This window comes from Sediminimonas sp. (genome assembly GCF_024637375.1).
In the GTDB taxonomy this organism is placed as follows: domain Bacteria; phylum Pseudomonadota; class Alphaproteobacteria; order Rhodobacterales; family Rhodobacteraceae; genus Sediminimonas.
Map to the genome: position 1 here is coordinate 30,247 of NZ_JAGXFK010000038.1, position 16,298 is coordinate 46,544.

12 protein-coding genes and 1 pseudogene are annotated in these 16,298 nt (G+C 66.9%); 7 read left to right on the forward strand and 6 right to left on the reverse strand.

From position 1 onward, the window contains the following. Positions 1-176 precede the first annotated feature (176 nt). The 4 genes from Q0L89_RS05510 to Q0L89_RS05525 all read left to right on the forward strand — a co-directional run bounded on the left by Q0L89_RS05510 (position 177) and on the right by Q0L89_RS05525 (position 3,594). Positions 177-1,319, forward strand: coding sequence for an acyl-CoA dehydrogenase family protein (locus Q0L89_RS05510; RefSeq protein ID WP_296763154.1), 1,143 nt, complete (start codon positions 177-179; stop codon positions 1,317-1,319). A 3-nt stretch (positions 1,320-1,322) separates the two neighbouring features. Continuing rightward, a complete protein-coding gene (locus tag Q0L89_RS05515; RefSeq protein WP_296763155.1) occupies positions 1,323-2,384 on the forward strand; it encodes an enoyl-CoA hydratase/isomerase family protein in 1,062 nt (353 codons plus the stop codon). Continuing rightward, positions 2,381-3,253, forward strand: a complete 873-nt coding sequence (gene mmsB / locus Q0L89_RS05520) for a 3-hydroxyisobutyrate dehydrogenase (protein WP_296763156.1) — start codon at positions 2,381-2,383, stop codon at positions 3,251-3,253. Before Q0L89_RS05515 ends, mmsB begins: the two co-directional genes overlap by 4 nt. Positions 3,254-3,396: 143 nt before the next feature. Beyond that, a complete protein-coding gene (locus tag Q0L89_RS05525) occupies positions 3,397-3,594 on the forward strand; it encodes a DUF2892 domain-containing protein (protein ID WP_296763157.1) in 198 nt (65 codons plus the stop codon). A gap of 59 nt (positions 3,595-3,653) precedes the next feature. On the opposite strand, the gene uvrA is transcribed toward Q0L89_RS05525, so the two are convergent. Continuing rightward, positions 3,654-6,512 (reverse strand): excinuclease ABC subunit UvrA, encoded by a 2,859-nt coding sequence (gene uvrA, locus Q0L89_RS05530; RefSeq protein ID WP_296763158.1) that lies wholly within the window; start codon positions 6,510-6,512, stop codon positions 3,654-3,656. 229 nt (positions 6,513-6,741) lie between these two features. Between uvrA and Q0L89_RS05535 the strand changes: the two genes are divergently transcribed. Beyond that, entirely contained in the window at positions 6,742-7,098 is a 357-nt protein-coding gene (locus Q0L89_RS05535) for a rhodanese-like domain-containing protein (protein WP_296763159.1), read from the forward strand. A gap of 21 nt (positions 7,099-7,119) precedes the next feature. Here Q0L89_RS05535 and lpdA read toward each other — a convergent pair whose 3' ends face one another. From lpdA to Q0L89_RS05560, 5 genes and pseudogenes are all read right to left on the reverse strand, one after another. After that, positions 7,120-8,514, reverse strand: a complete 1,395-nt coding sequence (gene lpdA / locus Q0L89_RS05540) for a dihydrolipoyl dehydrogenase (RefSeq protein WP_296763160.1) — start codon at positions 8,512-8,514, stop codon at positions 7,120-7,122. A 76-nt stretch (positions 8,515-8,590) separates the two neighbouring features. After that, a complete protein-coding gene (locus Q0L89_RS05545; RefSeq protein ID WP_296763161.1) occupies positions 8,591-9,169 on the reverse strand; it encodes a DUF924 family protein in 579 nt (192 codons plus the stop codon). A gap of 104 nt (positions 9,170-9,273) precedes the next feature. After that, positions 9,274-10,553 (reverse strand): annotated as a pseudogene (locus Q0L89_RS05550) (MFS transporter). A gap of 27 nt (positions 10,554-10,580) precedes the next feature. Beyond that, positions 10,581-11,663 (reverse strand): tRNA preQ1(34) S-adenosylmethionine ribosyltransferase-isomerase QueA, encoded by a 1,083-nt coding sequence (gene queA, locus Q0L89_RS05555; RefSeq protein WP_296763162.1) that lies wholly within the window; start codon positions 11,661-11,663, stop codon positions 10,581-10,583. A gap of 9 nt (positions 11,664-11,672) precedes the next feature. Then, positions 11,673-15,029, reverse strand: coding sequence for an AsmA-like C-terminal region-containing protein (locus Q0L89_RS05560; protein WP_296763163.1), 3,357 nt, complete (start codon positions 15,027-15,029; stop codon positions 11,673-11,675). Between the two features lie 108 nt (positions 15,030-15,137). Between Q0L89_RS05560 and Q0L89_RS05565 the strand changes: the two genes are divergently transcribed. Both Q0L89_RS05565 and Q0L89_RS05570 read left to right on the forward strand, forming a co-directional pair. Further along, a complete protein-coding gene (locus Q0L89_RS05565; protein WP_296763164.1) occupies positions 15,138-15,608 on the forward strand; it encodes a peroxiredoxin in 471 nt (156 codons plus the stop codon). 198 nt (positions 15,609-15,806) lie between these two features. After that, on the forward strand, positions 15,807-16,298 hold a 492-nt coding region (locus Q0L89_RS05570; protein WP_296763165.1), incomplete at its 3' end, for a DUF5930 domain-containing protein.

The window sequence follows — 16,298 nt, forward strand, 5'->3', positions numbered from 1 at the left end:
GCATCAGGGGGCTGTCTGCCCCCGTCCCCGGCCCCAAAAGGGGCCAGGGACTCCCCCCGAGGATATTTCCGGCCAGAAGAAACATTCGTGAGCGCGGGCAGCGCGGCCCTTGCAAATTGCCGCCCATGGCTGGAAAATTAAACGCACGTTCATTTTCATCCGCGCGGAGGAAAGCCATGGATTTCGCCCTCACCGAGGAACAGACCGCCATCTTCGACATGGCTCATGCCTTCGGGCAGGAGCGCATCGCGCCCCATGCCCGCGCGTGGGAGGCCGACGGCACCATCCCCAAGGAGCTGTGGCCGGAGATCGCCGAGCTGGGCTTTGGCGGACTGTATGTGTCCGAGGAAACCGGCGGCGCGGGGCTTGGCCGGCTGGATGCGACGCTGGTGTTCGAGGCGCTGTCGATGGCCTGCCCGTCGGTCGCGGCGTTCTTGTCGATCCACAACATGTGCGCCAAGATGCTGGACACCTTCGGCAGCGACGATCTCAAGGCGCGCTACATGCCCGGCGTCGTGTCGATGAACACGGTGCTGAGCTACTGCCTGACCGAGCCCGGGTCGGGCAGCGACGCGGCGGCGCTGAAAACCCGCGCCGCGCGCACCAACGAGGGCTACACGCTCAACGGGACCAAGGCGTTCATCTCGGGCGGCGGTTATTCCGACGCCTACGTGGTGATGTGCCGCACCGGCGACGCGGGGGCCAAGGGCATCTCGACGGTGATCGTGGACGCGGGCACCGAGGGGCTGAGTTACGGCGGGCTCGAAGACAAGATGGGCTGGCGCAGCCAACCGACCCGCCAGGTGCAGTTCGACGATTGCACCGTGCCCGCCGGCAACCTGGTGGGCGAGGAAGGTAAGGGGTTCAAGTACGCCATGGCCGGGCTGGACGGCGGGCGGCTCAACATCGCGGCGTGCAGCCTGGGCGCGGCACAAACGGCGCTCGACATGACGCTGGATTACATGGGCCAGCGCAAGGCGTTCGGCCAGTCCATCGACCAGTTCCAGGCGTTGCAGTTTCGCCTGGCCGAGATGGAGATCGAGATGCAGGCGGCGCGCACCTTCCTGCGCCAGGCGGCCTGGAAGCTGGATCAGAACGCCCCGGATGCGACGAAATTCTGCGCCATGGCCAAGAAATTCGTGACCGAGGCGGGGTCGAGAACCGTCAACCAGTGCCTTCAGTTGCACGGTGGCTACGGCTACCTTGCCGATTACGGGATCGAAAAGCTGGTGCGCGATCTGCGCGTTCACGAGATACTGGAAGGCACCAACGAGATCATGCGCCTGATCGTGGCGCGGCAAATGCTGGCGGATCGCTGAGAGATGACGCACGAAGACGCCGACATCCACATCCGCACCGAGGGCCGCGCCGGGCGGATCACGCTCAACCGGCCGGGCGCGCTCAACGCGCTGACATGGGAGATGTCCCTGGCGATCGAGGCGGCGCTGGACGACTGGCGCGACGATGCGGCGGTGGAATTGCTGATCATCGACGCGGCCGGCGACAAGGCATTCTGCGCCGGCGGCGACATCGCCGAGCTGTACCGGACGGGCCGGGCCGGCGATTACGGCTATGGGCGGCGGTTCTGGTCCGACGAATACCGCATGAACGCCAAGATCTTCGAATTCCCCAAACCCGTCGTCAGCCTGATGCAGGGGTTCGTGATGGGCGGCGGCGTCGGTGTGGGCTGCCATGCCAGCCACCGCATCGTCGACCCCGGCGCGCAGATCGCGATGCCCGAATGCGGCATCGGGCTGGTGCCCGACGTGGGCGGCTCGCTGCTGCTGGCGCGGGCGCCGGGCCGGGCGGGCGAATATCTGGGGGTGACCGCCACGCGGATGTCGGCCGGCGACGCGGTGTTCGCGGGCTTCGCCGATGGCTGCCTGCCGCGCGACGCCTGGCCTGACATGGTGGCGGAGCTGTGCGAAAGCGGCCGCATCGACGCGGCCGAGCGCCCCTGCAAGGAGGCGCCGCCGACCTCGGAGCTGAGTACGCTCATGGACGACATCACCACCCATTTCGGCGGCGAAACCCTGGGCGACATCCTGCGCAGCCTGCGCGCCGACGATGGCGCGTTCGCGGCTGCCGCGCTCAAGCAGATGGGTCGCAACGCGCCCCTGTCGATGGGTTGCGCGATCGAGATGATCCACCGCCTGCGCGGCCCCTCGGCCGAGATCAGGCGCGCGCTGGACCTCGAATACCGGTTCACCTTCCGCGCCATGGAACATGGCGACTTCCTGGAAGGCATCCGCGCCGCGATCATCGACAAGGACCGCGATCCGCACTGGAAGCACGACCTCCACGATCTGCCCGATACGGCGGTGTCGCGGATGCTAATGCCACTGGGCGAAGACGCCCTCGATCTTGAGGAGGAGACAAGATGAAAATCGGGTTTATCGGGCTGGGCAACATGGGCGGGCCGATGGCCGCCAACCTGGCTGCGGCGGGGCACGACGTCACCGGGTTCGACATGGCCGACGTCGCAATCGACGGCGTCACGAACGCCGCCACCGTCGAGGAGGCCGCGAACGGCGCCGAGGTGGTCATCACCATGCTGCCCAACGGTGCCATCATGCACGCCGTCGCCGAACAGGTGCTGCCGGTGATGCAGGCGGGCACGGTGCTGGTGGACAGCTCGACCAGCGATGTCGACAACACTCGCGCCGTGGCCGCGATGGCCGACAAGGCGGGCGTGCATTTCCTCGACGCGCCGGTCTCGGGCGGCATCGGCGGGGCCGCGGGGGGCACGCTGACCTTCATGGTTGGCGGCACGCAGGACGGCTTTGACAAGGTCGCGCCGCTGTTCGAGGTGATGGGTCAGAAGGCCGTTCTGTGCGGCGAGGCCGGCGCCGGGCAGTCGGCCAAGATGTGCAACAACATGATCCTGGCCGGGACCATGATCGTGACCTGCGAGGCCTTCGCGCTGGCCGACAAGCTGGGCCTCGACCGCCAGAAGATGTTCGACGTGGTGTCCACGTCCTCGGGGCAGTCCTGGTCGATGAACACCTATTGCCCGGCGCCCGGCATCGGCCCGAAAAGCCCCGCCGACAATGACTACACTCCCGGGTTCGCGGCCGAGTTGATGCTCAAGGATCTGCGGCTGGCCCAGCAGGCTGCCGAAACAGTCGATGCCGACACCCCCGTGGGCAAGCTGGCCACCGAGCTTTACGAGGAGTTCGTCGAGCGCGAAAATGGCGAGGGGCGCGATTTCTCGGCCATGCTGCCCAGGTTCGAAAAGCGCGGTCGTGGTTGAAAGGGTCACCGTGACCGACTTCGAGGCGCTGCGCACCATCGCGGAAAACGCGGGGGGCGACGCGATCTTGTGACCAAATCGCAGACACACCAGATGAACCGGTGTAGCATGATGCCAGTGAACATGGAAAAGGAGACACTCCAATGACCAAGAACGTCGGCACCATCGACCGTATCCTGCGCATCGTCATCGGTGCGGCCCTGATCGCGGGCTTTTTCGTCAACCCGGATGCCAAGTATAGCTGGCTCTACCTGCTCGGGATCATCCCGCTGGCGACCGGGATTGTTTCAAGCTGCCCGCTTTACTCGATCTTCGGGATGAACACCTGCCCCCGCAAGTAAGCTTTGCGGCATGACTGGATGCAAAAAAGGGGCGCTTGGCGCCCCTTTCTTCATGGCCCCTACTCGGCCGCCATGGTGCGCCCCGCCAGCATCGGGCGCAGGTAGCGTCCGGTATGGCTGCGCGGGGTTTCGGCCACCTCCTCGGGGGTGCCGGTGGCAACGATTTCGCCACCGCCATCACCGCCCTCGGGGCCGATGTCGATAATCCAGTCGGCGGTCTTGATCACGTCGAGGTTGTGCTCGATCACCACCACGGTATTGCCCGCCTCGACCAGGTGGTGCAGCACCTCCAGCAGCGCCTTGACGTCCTCGAAATGCAGGCCGGTCGTCGGCTCGTCCAGGATGTAGAGCGTGCGCCCGGTCGCGCGCTTGGCCAGTTCGCGGCTGAGCTTGACGCGCTGCGCCTCGCCGCCCGACAGCGTCGTCGCCTGCTGGCCCACCTTGATATAGCCCAGACCTACCTGCATCAGCGCGTCCATCTTCTCGCGGATGCTGGGCACGGCCTTGAAAAAAGTTTGCGCCTCTTCGACCGTCATATCAAGAACGTCGGCTATACTCTTGCCCTTGAACGATATTTCAAGGGTTTCCCGGTTGTATCGCGCGCCCTTGCAGGTCTCGCAGGTCACGTAGACGTCGGGCAGGAAATTCATCTCGATTTTCAAGACCCCGTCGCCCTTGCACGCCTCGCAGCGGCCGCCCTTGACGTTGAAGGAAAACCGCCCCGGTTTGTAGCCGCGTGCCTTGGCCTCGGGCAGGCCGGCGAACCAGTCGCGGATCGGGGTGAAGGCGCCGGTATAGGTCGCCGGGTTGCTGCGCGGCGTGCGCCCGATGGGGCGCTGGTCGATGTCGATCACCTTGTCGAGGTGCTCAAGCCCCTTGATCGTCTCGCAGGGCGCCGGCGTCTGGCGCGCCCCGTTGAGCCGCATCGACGCGGTCTTGAACAGCGTCTCGACGGTCAGGGTCGATTTGCCGCCACCCGACACGCCGGTGACGCAGATCAGTCTGCCCAACGGGAACTCGGCCGTCACGTCGTCCAGGTTGTTGCCGCTGGCGCCTACCACCGTAACCTTTTTTCCGTTTCCTTTCCGACGCTTGGAAGGCACAGCTATTTCGCGCGCACCCGACAGGTATTGCCCTGTCAGCGATGCGGCATCCGCCGCCACCTCTTCGGGGGTACCGTGGCTGACGACCTGTCCGCCGTGCACGCCGGCGCCGGGACCGATGTCGAAAACGTAGTCGGCGGCGCGGATCGCTTCCTCGTCGTGTTCGACGACGATCACCGTGTTGCCCTGGTCGCGCAGGTTCTTGAGCGTGTCCAGCAGGCGACCGTTGTCGCGCTGGTGCAACCCGATGGACGGCTCGTCGAGGACGTAAAGCACGCCCGTGAGGCCGCTGCCGATCTGGCTGGCCAGGCGGATGCGCTGCGCCTCCCCGCCCGAGAGCGTGCCGGCGTTGCGCGACAGCGTCAGGTATTCCAGCCCGACATTGACGAGAAACCCGAGCCGCTCGCGAATCTCCTTGAGGATGGCGCGCGCGATCTCGTTCTTCTGCGCCGAGAGGTGCTCGGGCACCGTCTGGCACCAGGCGTGCGCCTGCGAGATCGACATCTCGGTGACATGCCCGATATGCAGCCCGCCGATGCGCACCGCCAGCGCCTCGGGGCGCAGGCGGTAGCCGTGGCAGGTGCCGCAGGGGCGGTTGTTCTGGTAGCGTTCGAACTCCTCGCGCACCCAGGCGCTGTCGGTCTCGCGGTAGCGACGCACCATGTTGGGAATGACGCCCTCGAAGGCGCGGCTGACCTGGTAAACCCGCCCGCCCTCGTCATAGCGAAAGCGGATTTCGTCGTCGCCCGACCCGTACAGGAACACCCGCTGCACCTGTTCCGGAAGGTCGCGCCAGCGCGCGTTCTTGTTGACCCCGTAATGCTTGGCGATCGCCTCGATGGTTTGCAGGAAATAGGGGCTCTTGCCCTTGCGCCAGGGCGCGAGGGCGCCATCGGCGATCGCCAGGCTGCTATCGGGAACGACGAGATTCTCGTCGAAGAACAACTCCTTGCCCAGCCCGTCGCAATCGGGGCAGGCGCCGAAGGGGGCGTTGAAGGAAAACAGCCGCGGCTCGATCTCGGGGATGGTGAAACCGCTGACCGGACAGGCGAAGTTTTCCGAGAACGTAATCCGCTCGGCTTCGCCCTCGCGGGGCGCGGTTTCCAGCACCGCGATGCCGTCGGCCAGGTCCAGCGCCGTGCGGAAGCTGTCGGCCAGCCGGGTTTCGATACCCGCCTTCACCACGATCCGGTCGACCACCACGTCGATGTCGTGGCGGAATTTCTTGTCCAGCACCGGCGGCTCGTCGAGATCGAAAAACTCGCCATCGACCTTGACCCGCTGGAAGCCCTGCTTGCGCAACTCCAGGAAATCCTTGCGGTATTCACCCTTTCGGTCGCGCACGACGGGGGCCAGAAGATAGGCGCGCGTGCCCTCTTCCATCGCCATCACGCGGTCGACCATGTCCTGCACCTGCTGCGCCTCGATGGGCAGGCCGGTGGCCGGGCTGTAGGGTGTGCCCGCGCGCGCGAACAGCAGCCGCAGGTAGTCGTAGATTTCCGTCACCGTGCCGACGGTCGAGCGGGGATTTTTCGATGTCGTCTTCTGCTCGATCGAGATCGCCGGCGACAGCCCGGTGATATGGTCGACGTCGGGTTTCTGCATCATGTCGAGGAACTGCCGCGCATAGGCCGACAGCGATTCGACATAGCGGCGCTGCCCCTCGGCATAGATCGTGTCGAACGCGAGCGAGGATTTGCCCGACCCCGACAGCCCGGTGATCACCACCAGCCGGTCGCGCGGGATGTCCACGTCGATGCTCTTGAGGTTGTGCTCGCGCGCGCCACGCACCTCGATTTTCCTGAGTTCCGCCATCACAGCCCCGCTTGCTTCTCTTAACAGATAGTTGAGCAAACCCGGATCGCCAACCAGAAACTGCGAACATTTCAGGAACGCATGATAATTTGGCGGGCCCCGATGGCGCAAATGCGGGCACGGCGGAAAATATATGCCGATTTCCGCATTTATTTACTCCGGGTGCTTGTACGTCGATATCGCGATCCGGTATCACCGCGCCAATGCCACTATCGCCTGGAGCAACCCCATGCCCGGTTTCCTTCGCCCGGCCCCGACGACCACGCTGCCCGAGACGCTGATTGACCAGATCGCCGCCGGGGCGGTTACCCTGATCGACATTCGCGACGCGGCCGAACTGGCCCGCACCGGACAGGCACAAGGCGCGCTGCACATCCCGATGATGCGGCTGCCCATGGTGGCCGACCCGCGTCACCCCGACCACGACGCACGCCTGTCGCCCGACAAGCCGGTGGCGCTTTACTGCGCGACCGGGGCGCGGTCGGGCATGGCGGCGCGGCTGTTGCGGCAAATGGGCTACGCCGAGGTGCACAATATCGGCGGGCTGGACGACTGGATCGCCGCCGGCGGCCCCTGCACGCGCTGAACCGCCCCGCCCTGCGGCGCCTCAGTAGTGGATCGCGCGGTCGTAGGCGTCCAACACCGATTCGTGCATCATCTCGCTGAGCGTCGGATGCGGGAACACGCTGTTCATCAATTCCACTTCGGTGGTCTCCAGCGTGCGGCCCACCACATAGCCCTGGATCAGTTCCGTCACCTCGGCGCCCACCATGTGCGCGCCCAGCAACTCACCGGTGCCGGCGTCGAAGATGGTCTTGACCATTCCCTCGGCCTCGCCCAGGGCGATGGCCTTGCCGTTGCCGATGAAGGGAAACCGGCCGACCCTGATCTTGCGCCCCTTTTCCTTGGCCTGCGCCTCGGTCAGGCCGACGCTTGCGATCTGCGGCTGGCAGTAGGTGCAGCCGGCGATGGCGTCGGGGTCAACCGGGTGCGGGTCGCCGCCGGCGATCAGTTCGGCCACCATCACGCCTTCGTGGCTGGCCTTGTGCGCCAGCCACGGCGCGCCGGCGATGTCGCCGATGGCATAGATGCCCTCGACCCCGGTGCGGCAGTGCTTGTCGGTCACGATATGGCTGCGTTCAACCTTGACGCCCAGGTTCTCAAGGCCCAGCCCCTCGGTGTTACCGACGATGCCGACCGCGGAAATCACCGTGTCGAAGTCGTGCTTCTCGACCTTGCCGCCGGTTTCGATATGCGCGGTCACCTTGGTTTTCGCGCGGTCCAGTTGCTTGACGGTGGCCTTGGACAGAATCGTCATGCCCTGCTTGGTGAACTGCTTGTGGGCAAAATCGGCGATCTCGGCATCTTCGGCGGGCAGGATGCGGTCCATCACCTCGACGACCGTGGTTTTGGCGCCCAGGGTGTTGAAAAAGCTGGCGAACTCGATCCCGATCGCACCCGAGCCGATGACCAGCAGCTTCTTGGGCATCCGCGAGGCTTCGAGCGCATGGCGGTAATTCCAGACCCGGTCGCCGTCGGCCTCCAGCCCCGGCAGGTCACGCGCCCGCGCGCCGGTCGCGACGATGATGGAGGGCGCCTGCAGCTCTTCGCTGCCCTTGTCGGTCTTGACGCTGACGCGGCCCTTGGCGGGGATCGTCGCATCGCCCATGATCACGGTGACCTTGTTCTTTTTCAGCAGGTGCCCCACCCCGCTGTTGAGCTGCCCGGCCACCTTGCGCGAGCGTTTCACGACCGCGCCCAAGTCGAAGCCGATATCGCCGGCCTTGAGCCCGAATTCTCCGGCGCGGTGCATCAAATGGAAAACTTCGGCCGAACGCAGCAGCGCCTTGGTCGGGATGCAGCCCCAGTTGAGACAGATGCCGCCGAGGTTCTCGCGTTCGACAATCGCGACGCTCAGCCCCAGTTGCGCCGCGCGGATCGCGGCCACGTATCCGCCCGGGCCAGCGCCGATCACGATCACGTCAAACGATTTGGCAGCCATGCGCGCGCCCTCCGATTCCGCTGATTGTTTGACGTTAAACTATCAGCGGCATCGCTTCAATGCGGGCGCGGCCGGATCAGCCGGCCTTCAACTCCTCCACGGTACGGCCATAGCCGCCGTGGCTGACATAGTCCTGCTCGGGCGTGCTCGAGCGGCGCGAAAGCGCCTCGTTGCGATAGGGAAAGCGGCCGAACAGGCGGATCACCTCGCGGTGCGCCTTGGCGTGCAAAAGGTTCGACGCACCGCTCTGCGGCATCCGTTCATGCATCAATCGCACGCAGCGTTCCTGGTCGCACAGGTTTTCCGAGTGCATCAGCGGCAGGTAGAAGAACTGCCGCTCCGGTTCGGGAACGCGCAGATCCCACTTGCGGTCGATCGCCAGCTTGGCCGCGGCCAGCGCGATACCGTCGCTTTCGAATGCCTGCGCCGTGCCGCGAAACATGTTGCGCGGGAACTGGTCCATCAGGATGATGTAGGCCAGCGCGCTGCGCGGGTTTGTCATCCACCTTCTGCAACTGCCTGAGCTTTGCGCCGATTGCCACACGGCGCCGAACCGATCCTTTATCGCTCCGTCCAGCGCCTGGCTGCCCTCGTACCAGCCCTGCGGCCCGACCTCGTCGATCCAGAACGACAGGATTTCTTCCGGGGTGACCATCGAAGCCTCCTCAAATTCGCCCGTATCTTTCGTAAAGAAAACGTTACATTCGAAAGGGCGCAAATGAACAGTAAACTTTTGCTACATATGCAACATCTTCGCCATCACGGCGCCACTCGCGCCTGTGCCGCCTCATCCTCGACCTCCGCCTCGGCGGTCTCGGCGGCGTACTCCTGCGCGATGCCGACAGCCACCGGCGAAGCGGCCGGCGACACCGGCGCATAGCTGGCCGTGTCCTCGACATCCGGCGCGGCACGCTGCGTCATGCGGTAGGCGGCATAACCCGACAGCGCCGCCAGCAGCAGCGCGATCTGTACGAAGAAGCCCGGCGCGCCCAGCACCTCCATCAGCCAGCCGGCGACCAGCGGCCCGGCGATGGCCCCCAGGCCGTTGATGAACACCATGCCCCCCGACGCCGCCGCCATGTCGTCGAGTTCGAGAAAATCGTTGGTATAGGCGATCAGCAGCGAATAGAGCGGGTTGCTCATTCCCCCGATCACGAACCCCGCCACCAGCAGCAGCGTGAACGAACCGCCCGCGAACATGCCGAATCCGGCGCCAATCGCCCCGATCACGGCCACCACCATGATCAGCCGACGCCGGTCCATCCTGTCCGACAGCCACCCCAGCGGAAACTGCAACAGCGTCGCGCCGATGTAGAACGACGACACGAACAACGCGATCTGCCCCAGCCCCAGCCCCACGCGCGCGCCATAGACGGCGGCCATGCCGAACTGCGACGCGAACACCCCGCCCAGCAGCAACATGCCCACGCATCCCAATGGCGACACCCGCATGATCTGGCGCAGCGTCATCGGCTTGGCGGTGTCGAAGGCGGGCGTCGGCGTGATCGACAGAAGGATCGGCGCGAAGGAAATCGACACCAGCACCGAGGGGATCACGAACAACACGTAGCCCGACGGATCGGCCACCACCAAAAGCCCCTGCGCGGCCACGATGCCGACCATCTGAACAATCATGTAAAGCGACAACGCCTGGCCGCGGGTCTCGTTGGTGGCGGCGTTGTTGAGCCAGCTCTCGGCGGTGACGTAAACGCCGGAAAAGCAGAACCCGATGATCACCCGACCCACCGTCCAGGCCCACGGGTCGGCGAAGGTGGGGTACAGGATCAGCACCGCCGAGATGAAGCTGGCCAGCGCCGCGAAGACACGCACATGGCCCACCCGGCGGATCATCTCGGGCGCCAGGCGCGAGCCGCCCAGGAAGCCCACGAAATACGCCGACATCACCACCGACATCTGGAAGGTCGAAAACCCTCGATCTCGCCGCGAACGCCCAGCAACGTACCTTGCAGTCCGTTACCGATCATCAACAGCAACATGCCCAGCAACAGCGCCCAGGCGCTGGATGCGAATCGTATCATCGTGAACTCCGAAAAGGGTGGCGCGGATCAGCTCCGCGCAGCCGCCGCGTTGTCATGGCCCGGCGCCGGGATCAACAGCGACGCATCGCCATAGGAAAAGAAACGGTAACCCGATGCCACCGCATGGGCGTAAATCCGCCGGATCGTGCCCTGCCCCATTAGTGCCGCCACCAGCATCATGAGCGTGGATTTCGGCAGGTGAAAATTGGTGATCAGCGCGTCGGTCACACGAAAGCGAAACCCGGGATAGATGAAGATATCTGTCTCGCCGCGCCAGGGCGCGATGGCGCCATCGCGCGCCGCCGTCTCGATCAGCCGCAGCGCGGTGGTGCCCACCGGGATGACCCGCCCGCCCGCGGCGCGGGTGCTGGCGATCTCGGCCGCCGCCTGTTCGCTGACCTCGCCCCATTCGGCATGCATGCGATGGCGCGTCACGTCCGCGACCGTGACCGGCAGGAAGGTGCCCGCGCCGACGTGCAACGTGACATGGCTGAATGCCACGCCGCGCGCCGCCAGCGCGTCAAGCAACGCCGCATCGAAATGCAACGACGCCGTGGGCGCGGCCACCGCCCCGGGGCGGCGCGCCCAGACCGTCTGGTAGTCGGTCCTGTCCTGCGCGTCCGCCATGCGGCGCGCCGCGATGTAGGGCGGCAAGGGCATTGCGCCGACGCGCTCCAGCGCGGCATCGAAATCATCGCCGGCAAGGTTGAACGCCAGCACCGCGCGCCCCTCGTCGCGCGATGTCACCGTGGCGCAAAACCCCTCGTCGAAGGTGATCACCTCGCCGTCGCGCACTTTCTTCAACGGTTTGAGCAACGCCTGCCAGCGGCCCTGTGCGGTGGGCTCGAGCAGCGTCACCTCGATCCGCGCAGCGGTGTCGCCGGCGGCGCCGCTGCGCCGGCGCAGCCCCGACAGGCGCGCCGGAATCACACGGGTGTCGTTGAGCACCAGCCGGTCGCCGGGGCGCAGCCAATCGGGCAGATCGCGCACATGCGCATCCGTGATCGCCGCGCCTTCGGCCACCAGCATGCGCGCGGCACTGCGCGGGCGCGCGGGCCGCGTGGCGATCTGGGCCTCGGGCAGGTCAAAGTCGAAATCGCTGAGTTTCATCTTACGGCTCTAAGGCCGGGGTTCCGGCTGTGGGGGCTGTCTGGGCTCGTCGCGCACGTCGGGGGGCGAGTCGGGGTCCGGCGGCGGGCGGCGGAATATCTCGCGGAACATGCCGGGTGTAAAGATGGATAACGGGTTGACCTGAACGCGCGGGTTTTCGGCCGTCCCCCGCATCCGGTAACTGAACCCGACCAGCCCCTCGCCCTTGCGCGTCAGCACCGCGCCGATGGCATTGAACAGGTAGAACGGCGAGATCACGCCCTGCATGTCCATGCGCCCGGTTTCGAGGTCGAGCACCCCGTCCATCGACAGGCCCAGCGAGGCGCCCACGGCGCTGCCCTCCTGCACCACGACCCGCGACGGCGTCAGCCGGAACCGCGACTCGACCTCGGCGAACAGCAGGCCGTTGCCGCGGAATTGCTCCAGCAGGCCGATCACGCTGGCGGCATTGAGCAACTCGGCCATCGCCGGCGCGTCGCGCAGCCAGATGTCGCGCACCTTCAGCCGCCCGTCATAGGTGCCCGGTGCCCCCACCGGCAACAGCGTCAGGTCCAGGGCGCCACGCCGTGCGCGTTGCAACAGCCCCGCGGCGCGAAACGTGGCACCAGCATTGTCCGACTGGATGCGGAAGGCGCTGCGCCCGTCGCGTGGCACCACCCGGCCGGTGACCTGCGCGCTGCCGTTGACCTGTGCGGTGAAGGTGCCGTCGAGCCCGCCTGCGGTGGCGAACTCGCCCTCCAGCCCGGTCAGCGCGATCCCTTCGGAGACCTGCAGCCGCTCGAGCGTCAGAAACAGCGGCCCGCCTTCCCCGCCGCCCGATCCGCCAATGCCGCCGGCCTCGCCGGCCGACACCGCGCGCATGTCGATCCAGCCCCCGGTCACCCGTACCGCGGGCGCCTGCCCCGGCCCGCGCCCGATCAGCGCCACCGGCGCGCTCAGCCAATTGCCGACGCGCGCACGGGTGAACTCGGCCCGGTCAAGCTGCCCGGCGTCGGTCAGCCGAACCTGCCCCAGCAGTTCCAACCGCGGCGCGTCCAGTTCCAGCCGGTCGATTTGCGGCGGCTCGCCCAGCGTTCCGGCGACCTCCAGCAGCCCCGTCTCGGCGGTGTCGAGATGCCAGTCGATCCAGGACAGCCGCAGGCCCAGCCCGGCCAGGTCGGACGACAGGCTGAACGCCGGGGCCGCGTCGCGCGCCAACGCGATCTCGAAACGCGCGGCGTTGCGGCCCGATACCGCGTCGGGCGGCAGGCCGATGGCGAATTCCTCGGCAAACGCGCGCGACAGGGTCACCGTGCCGGCGACGCGGCTGTGCCCCGAGGCCCCGGGACCGAGCGCGGTGCGCCATTCGGCATCGAATGGCACCTGCCCCAGCCGCCCCCGGCCGCTGATGCTCAGGGCATCGTTGTCGGCCTGCACCCGCAATCGCGGCGCCGCCAGTACCCGGCCCGGCACAACCTTGTCGCTGCGCACGTCGCTAAGCCCTGCCCGGGCCGAGAACCGCACCTCGTCGGGTTGAAGATGCTTTTTCAGCCGCAAGTCGAGCGTCGCCTGCACCTCGGCGTGCCCGTCGGCCAGGGCGACGGGCGTGTCGGATTTCTCCAGCGCGTTGATCGGGTCGAGATCGAGCATCGACAGCGCCGCGGTGATGGTACTGCGGCTGCGCAGGTACACCTGCGCCGGGGCCTCGTCGATCCGCACGTCGGGCACCACCAGGCTGGTGCCGGCGACGTCCAGCGCCCCGCCCTGCGGCGGCACCACCCGCCCGTGCACACCGGTCGCCACGAAACGGTCGTTGACGAGTTCCGCGTGCCCCGCCGCGCCCATGAGCAGCGGCAGCGTGCGCGCGTAGCGCAGCTCGGCATCGGAGAACTCGAAGGCGGCATAGACCATTTCCGACAGCCCGGCGCCCGTGCGGTAGGCCAGTCGAATGTCGTGCAGCGCGGCCTCGTGGAGGTTTTTCTCCACCCACTCGCGGGTGCGCGGCTTGACCTTGCGCGGCCACAGCGCCAGCACCCGCTGCGGGGAAATCGCGTCCATCTCCCCTTCGATCGACAGCGCCCAGCCCGCCTGGCGCGCGGCAAGCGCGCCCCGGGCGCGCAGCGTTGAGCCGCGATCGGCGATGCTGAGCCGCCCGATATCCAGTGTGAAGGGGTCGAGCCGCAGGCGGAAATCCATCTCGGCCCGCGCCAGTTGCACAGGATCCGGGTACAATTTGTCCGGGTTCGCCGCTATGTCGGTGACGGAGACCTGGCCCAGCAGCTCTTGCGGCCAGCCGCCTTGCAGGTCGCGCAAGGTGGCGGTGCCGGTCGCGCGCAAGCTTACCCACTGGCTGCGCACCGAGATATCGTCGAAGTCGAGTTGCCGTGTCGCCGGATCGTAGGTCAGGTAGACGCGTGCCGATTCGAAGGGCACCGGCCGTGTTTCCTCGGTAGGTTGCACCGCGCCGTTGCCGATCTGAAGCGTGGCACTGAGGCGCCCCAGGACGCCGTTTCCGTCGAGCGCGGCGCGCAGCGACCCCGAGATCGGCGCCCGCAGCACGTCGAGCCACGCCAGTGCCGGGGCCTGGTCGGCGATGTCGCCGGCTGCCATGTCCCGGAAGCTCATCCCGAACTGCGCCGCCGGCGAGCCGATGGCGCTGGAATAGCTGAGTTCCAGCGTGGTCGCGTAGTCGCGCCCGCCCAGCAGCGCGAAATCGCCGCTCAGGTTCAACACGCCGTCCTGTCGCGTCAGGCGTAACCGACCGCCGTCCACCGTCCAGGCGCGGCCGGTGCGCACGTCCTCGTAGCGTACTGTCAGCGCCTCGGCGGTGACGCTGCGCAGCGACGACAGGCCGGGCCGCGCCATCACCGCGTCCACTGCCTCGACCAGTTGCGCGGCGCTCACCGCCTGCCCCAGCGGCCGCAGGTCGGCCCCAAGTGCCAGGTCGAACACGCCATCGGTCAGTCGCCGCACCTTGACCCTTGCGCCCGACAGGCGCACCTTGCCCGGCCGCAGGCGCCCATCCAGCAGCGCCCGCGCCGACAGGCTGATCTCGACATCGCTCAGCGTCAGGACCGGCCGGCCGGACCCTTCGGCAAGGTCCACGTCTTGCAAGCGCAAGCGCGGCTCCAAGCCGCGTGCGACGATCAGCGACACCTCGCCGAAACGCACGTTCGTATCCGGCAGCGCGGCGCTGGCGCGCGCCTCGATGCGCGCGCGCAGCCAGTCCGGTGCCGTCAGCGGCCGGCCGATCGCCGCGATGACCAGCAGCATCACCGCCGCGGCCACGGCCGCCAGCCCGATCAGCGCCACCAGCCCGACGCGCCGGCGACGTCGCCGGCGCGTCGGGCGCGCCGGAACGGGAGACTTGTCAGCGGATGATCGCATTCCGGGTCTTCAACTGCCTCGCCGCGGCCCTCGGGCCCGCTTGCCTTGTTCCTGCCGCCTGAGGTCTATTATTGAACCGATCCACAGTCACCAGCAAAGGAAATCGACATGCTCGAAGATGGCGACACCGCCCCCGACTTCACCCTGCCCGCCGACGATGGCACGCAGATCACCCTGTCGGCGCTGCGCCCCGCGACGGTGGTGCTGTTCTTCTACCCGCGCGACAACACGCAGGGCTGCACCCGCGAGGCATCCGACTTCACCGCGCTTGGCCATGAGTTCGCCCAGGCCGGTGCCAGGGTTTACGGGATCTCGAAGGACACACTTGCCAGCCACGAGAAATTCCGCGCCGAACAAGGGCTTGGCGTTCCGTTGCTGTCGGATTCCGACACCACCGTGTGCGAGGATTACGGCGTCTGGCGGGAAAAGAAGATGTACGGCAAGACGTTCTGGGGCATCGAGCGGTCTACCTTCCTGATCGACCGGGCGGGCCGCATCGCGCGGGCCTGGCGCATGGTCAAGGTGCCGGGGCATGTGGAAGAAGTGCTCGCCGCGGTGCGCGCCCTGCCGGACGGCTGACGCGAGCGAGAATGTCGCGAACGACCCGCATTTCGGCGGTTTTTTGCCAAATTTGCCGGGTCGGATGCGGCCCGGATGCCCGACATGGCCAAAACAGGTTGCCCTGCATGGGCTTACTGGTTACGAAAACGTGAAGAAAAACGCCCCGGCCACTGAGCAACGGGGCTACGGGGATGGATCTGAGGGGGCACGGATTACTTGAGAACGCGACTTTCCATACGCATCGACACCGCGCTCGAGCGCTGGTTTCCCGAACGGCGCCTGTTCCTGAAATCGGATACCGACACGCGCTTCATCCGGTTGCGTCCGGGGACGCAGCTCACGGCCTTCGCGGGCGCCACGTTGCTTACCGCCTGGGCGATCGTCGCCACCGCGATCATCCTGATGGACACGATCGGCGCCGGCAACTTCCGTGACCAGGCCAAGCGCGACCAGCGCAATTACGAGGAACGCCTCAACGTGCTGGCGCAGCAGCGCGACGCCCGCGCCGAGGAAGCCCGGGCCGCGCAGGAGCGCTACAACAGCACCCTGACGCAGATCTCGCGGATGCAGTCGCGGCTTCTGGCCTCGGAAACGCGCCGGCGCGAACTGGAAACCGGGATCGAGACGATCCAGACCACGCTGCGCGACGCGATCAAGACCCGCGACAAGGCCCGCCGGCAACTGGCGGCGCTCAACGCGGACCCGGAC

What these genes read in the sequence shown, in the direction of transcription:
- Q0L89_RS05510 (WP_296763154.1), top strand. Translation starts at nt 177, where the DNA reads ATGGATTTCGCCCTCACCGAGGAACAGACCGCCATCTTCGACATGGCT.
- Q0L89_RS05515 (WP_296763155.1), top strand. Translation starts at nt 1,323, where the DNA reads ATGACGCACGAAGACGCCGACATCCACATCCGCACCGAGGGCCGCGCC.
- mmsB (WP_296763156.1), top strand. Translation starts at nt 2,381, where the DNA reads ATGAAAATCGGGTTTATCGGGCTGGGCAACATGGGCGGGCCGATGGCC.
- Q0L89_RS05525 (WP_296763157.1), top strand. Translation starts at nt 3,397, where the DNA reads ATGACCAAGAACGTCGGCACCATCGACCGTATCCTGCGCATCGTCATC.
- uvrA (WP_296763158.1), bottom strand. Translation starts at nt 6,512, where the DNA reads ATGGCGGAACTCAGGAAAATCGAGGTGCGTGGCGCGCGCGAGCACAAC.
- Q0L89_RS05535 (WP_296763159.1), top strand. Translation starts at nt 6,742, where the DNA reads ATGCCCGGTTTCCTTCGCCCGGCCCCGACGACCACGCTGCCCGAGACG.
- lpdA (WP_296763160.1), bottom strand. Translation starts at nt 8,514, where the DNA reads ATGGCTGCCAAATCGTTTGACGTGATCGTGATCGGCGCTGGCCCGGGC.
- Q0L89_RS05545 (WP_296763161.1), bottom strand. Translation starts at nt 9,169, where the DNA reads ATGGTCACCCCGGAAGAAATCCTGTCGTTCTGGATCGACGAGGTCGGG.
- queA (WP_296763162.1), bottom strand. Translation starts at nt 11,663, where the DNA reads ATGAAACTCAGCGATTTCGACTTTGACCTGCCCGAGGCCCAGATCGCC.
- Q0L89_RS05560 (WP_296763163.1), bottom strand. Translation starts at nt 15,029, where the DNA reads ATGCGATCATCCGCTGACAAGTCTCCCGTTCCGGCGCGCCCGACGCGC.
- Q0L89_RS05565 (WP_296763164.1), top strand. Translation starts at nt 15,138, where the DNA reads ATGCTCGAAGATGGCGACACCGCCCCCGACTTCACCCTGCCCGCCGAC.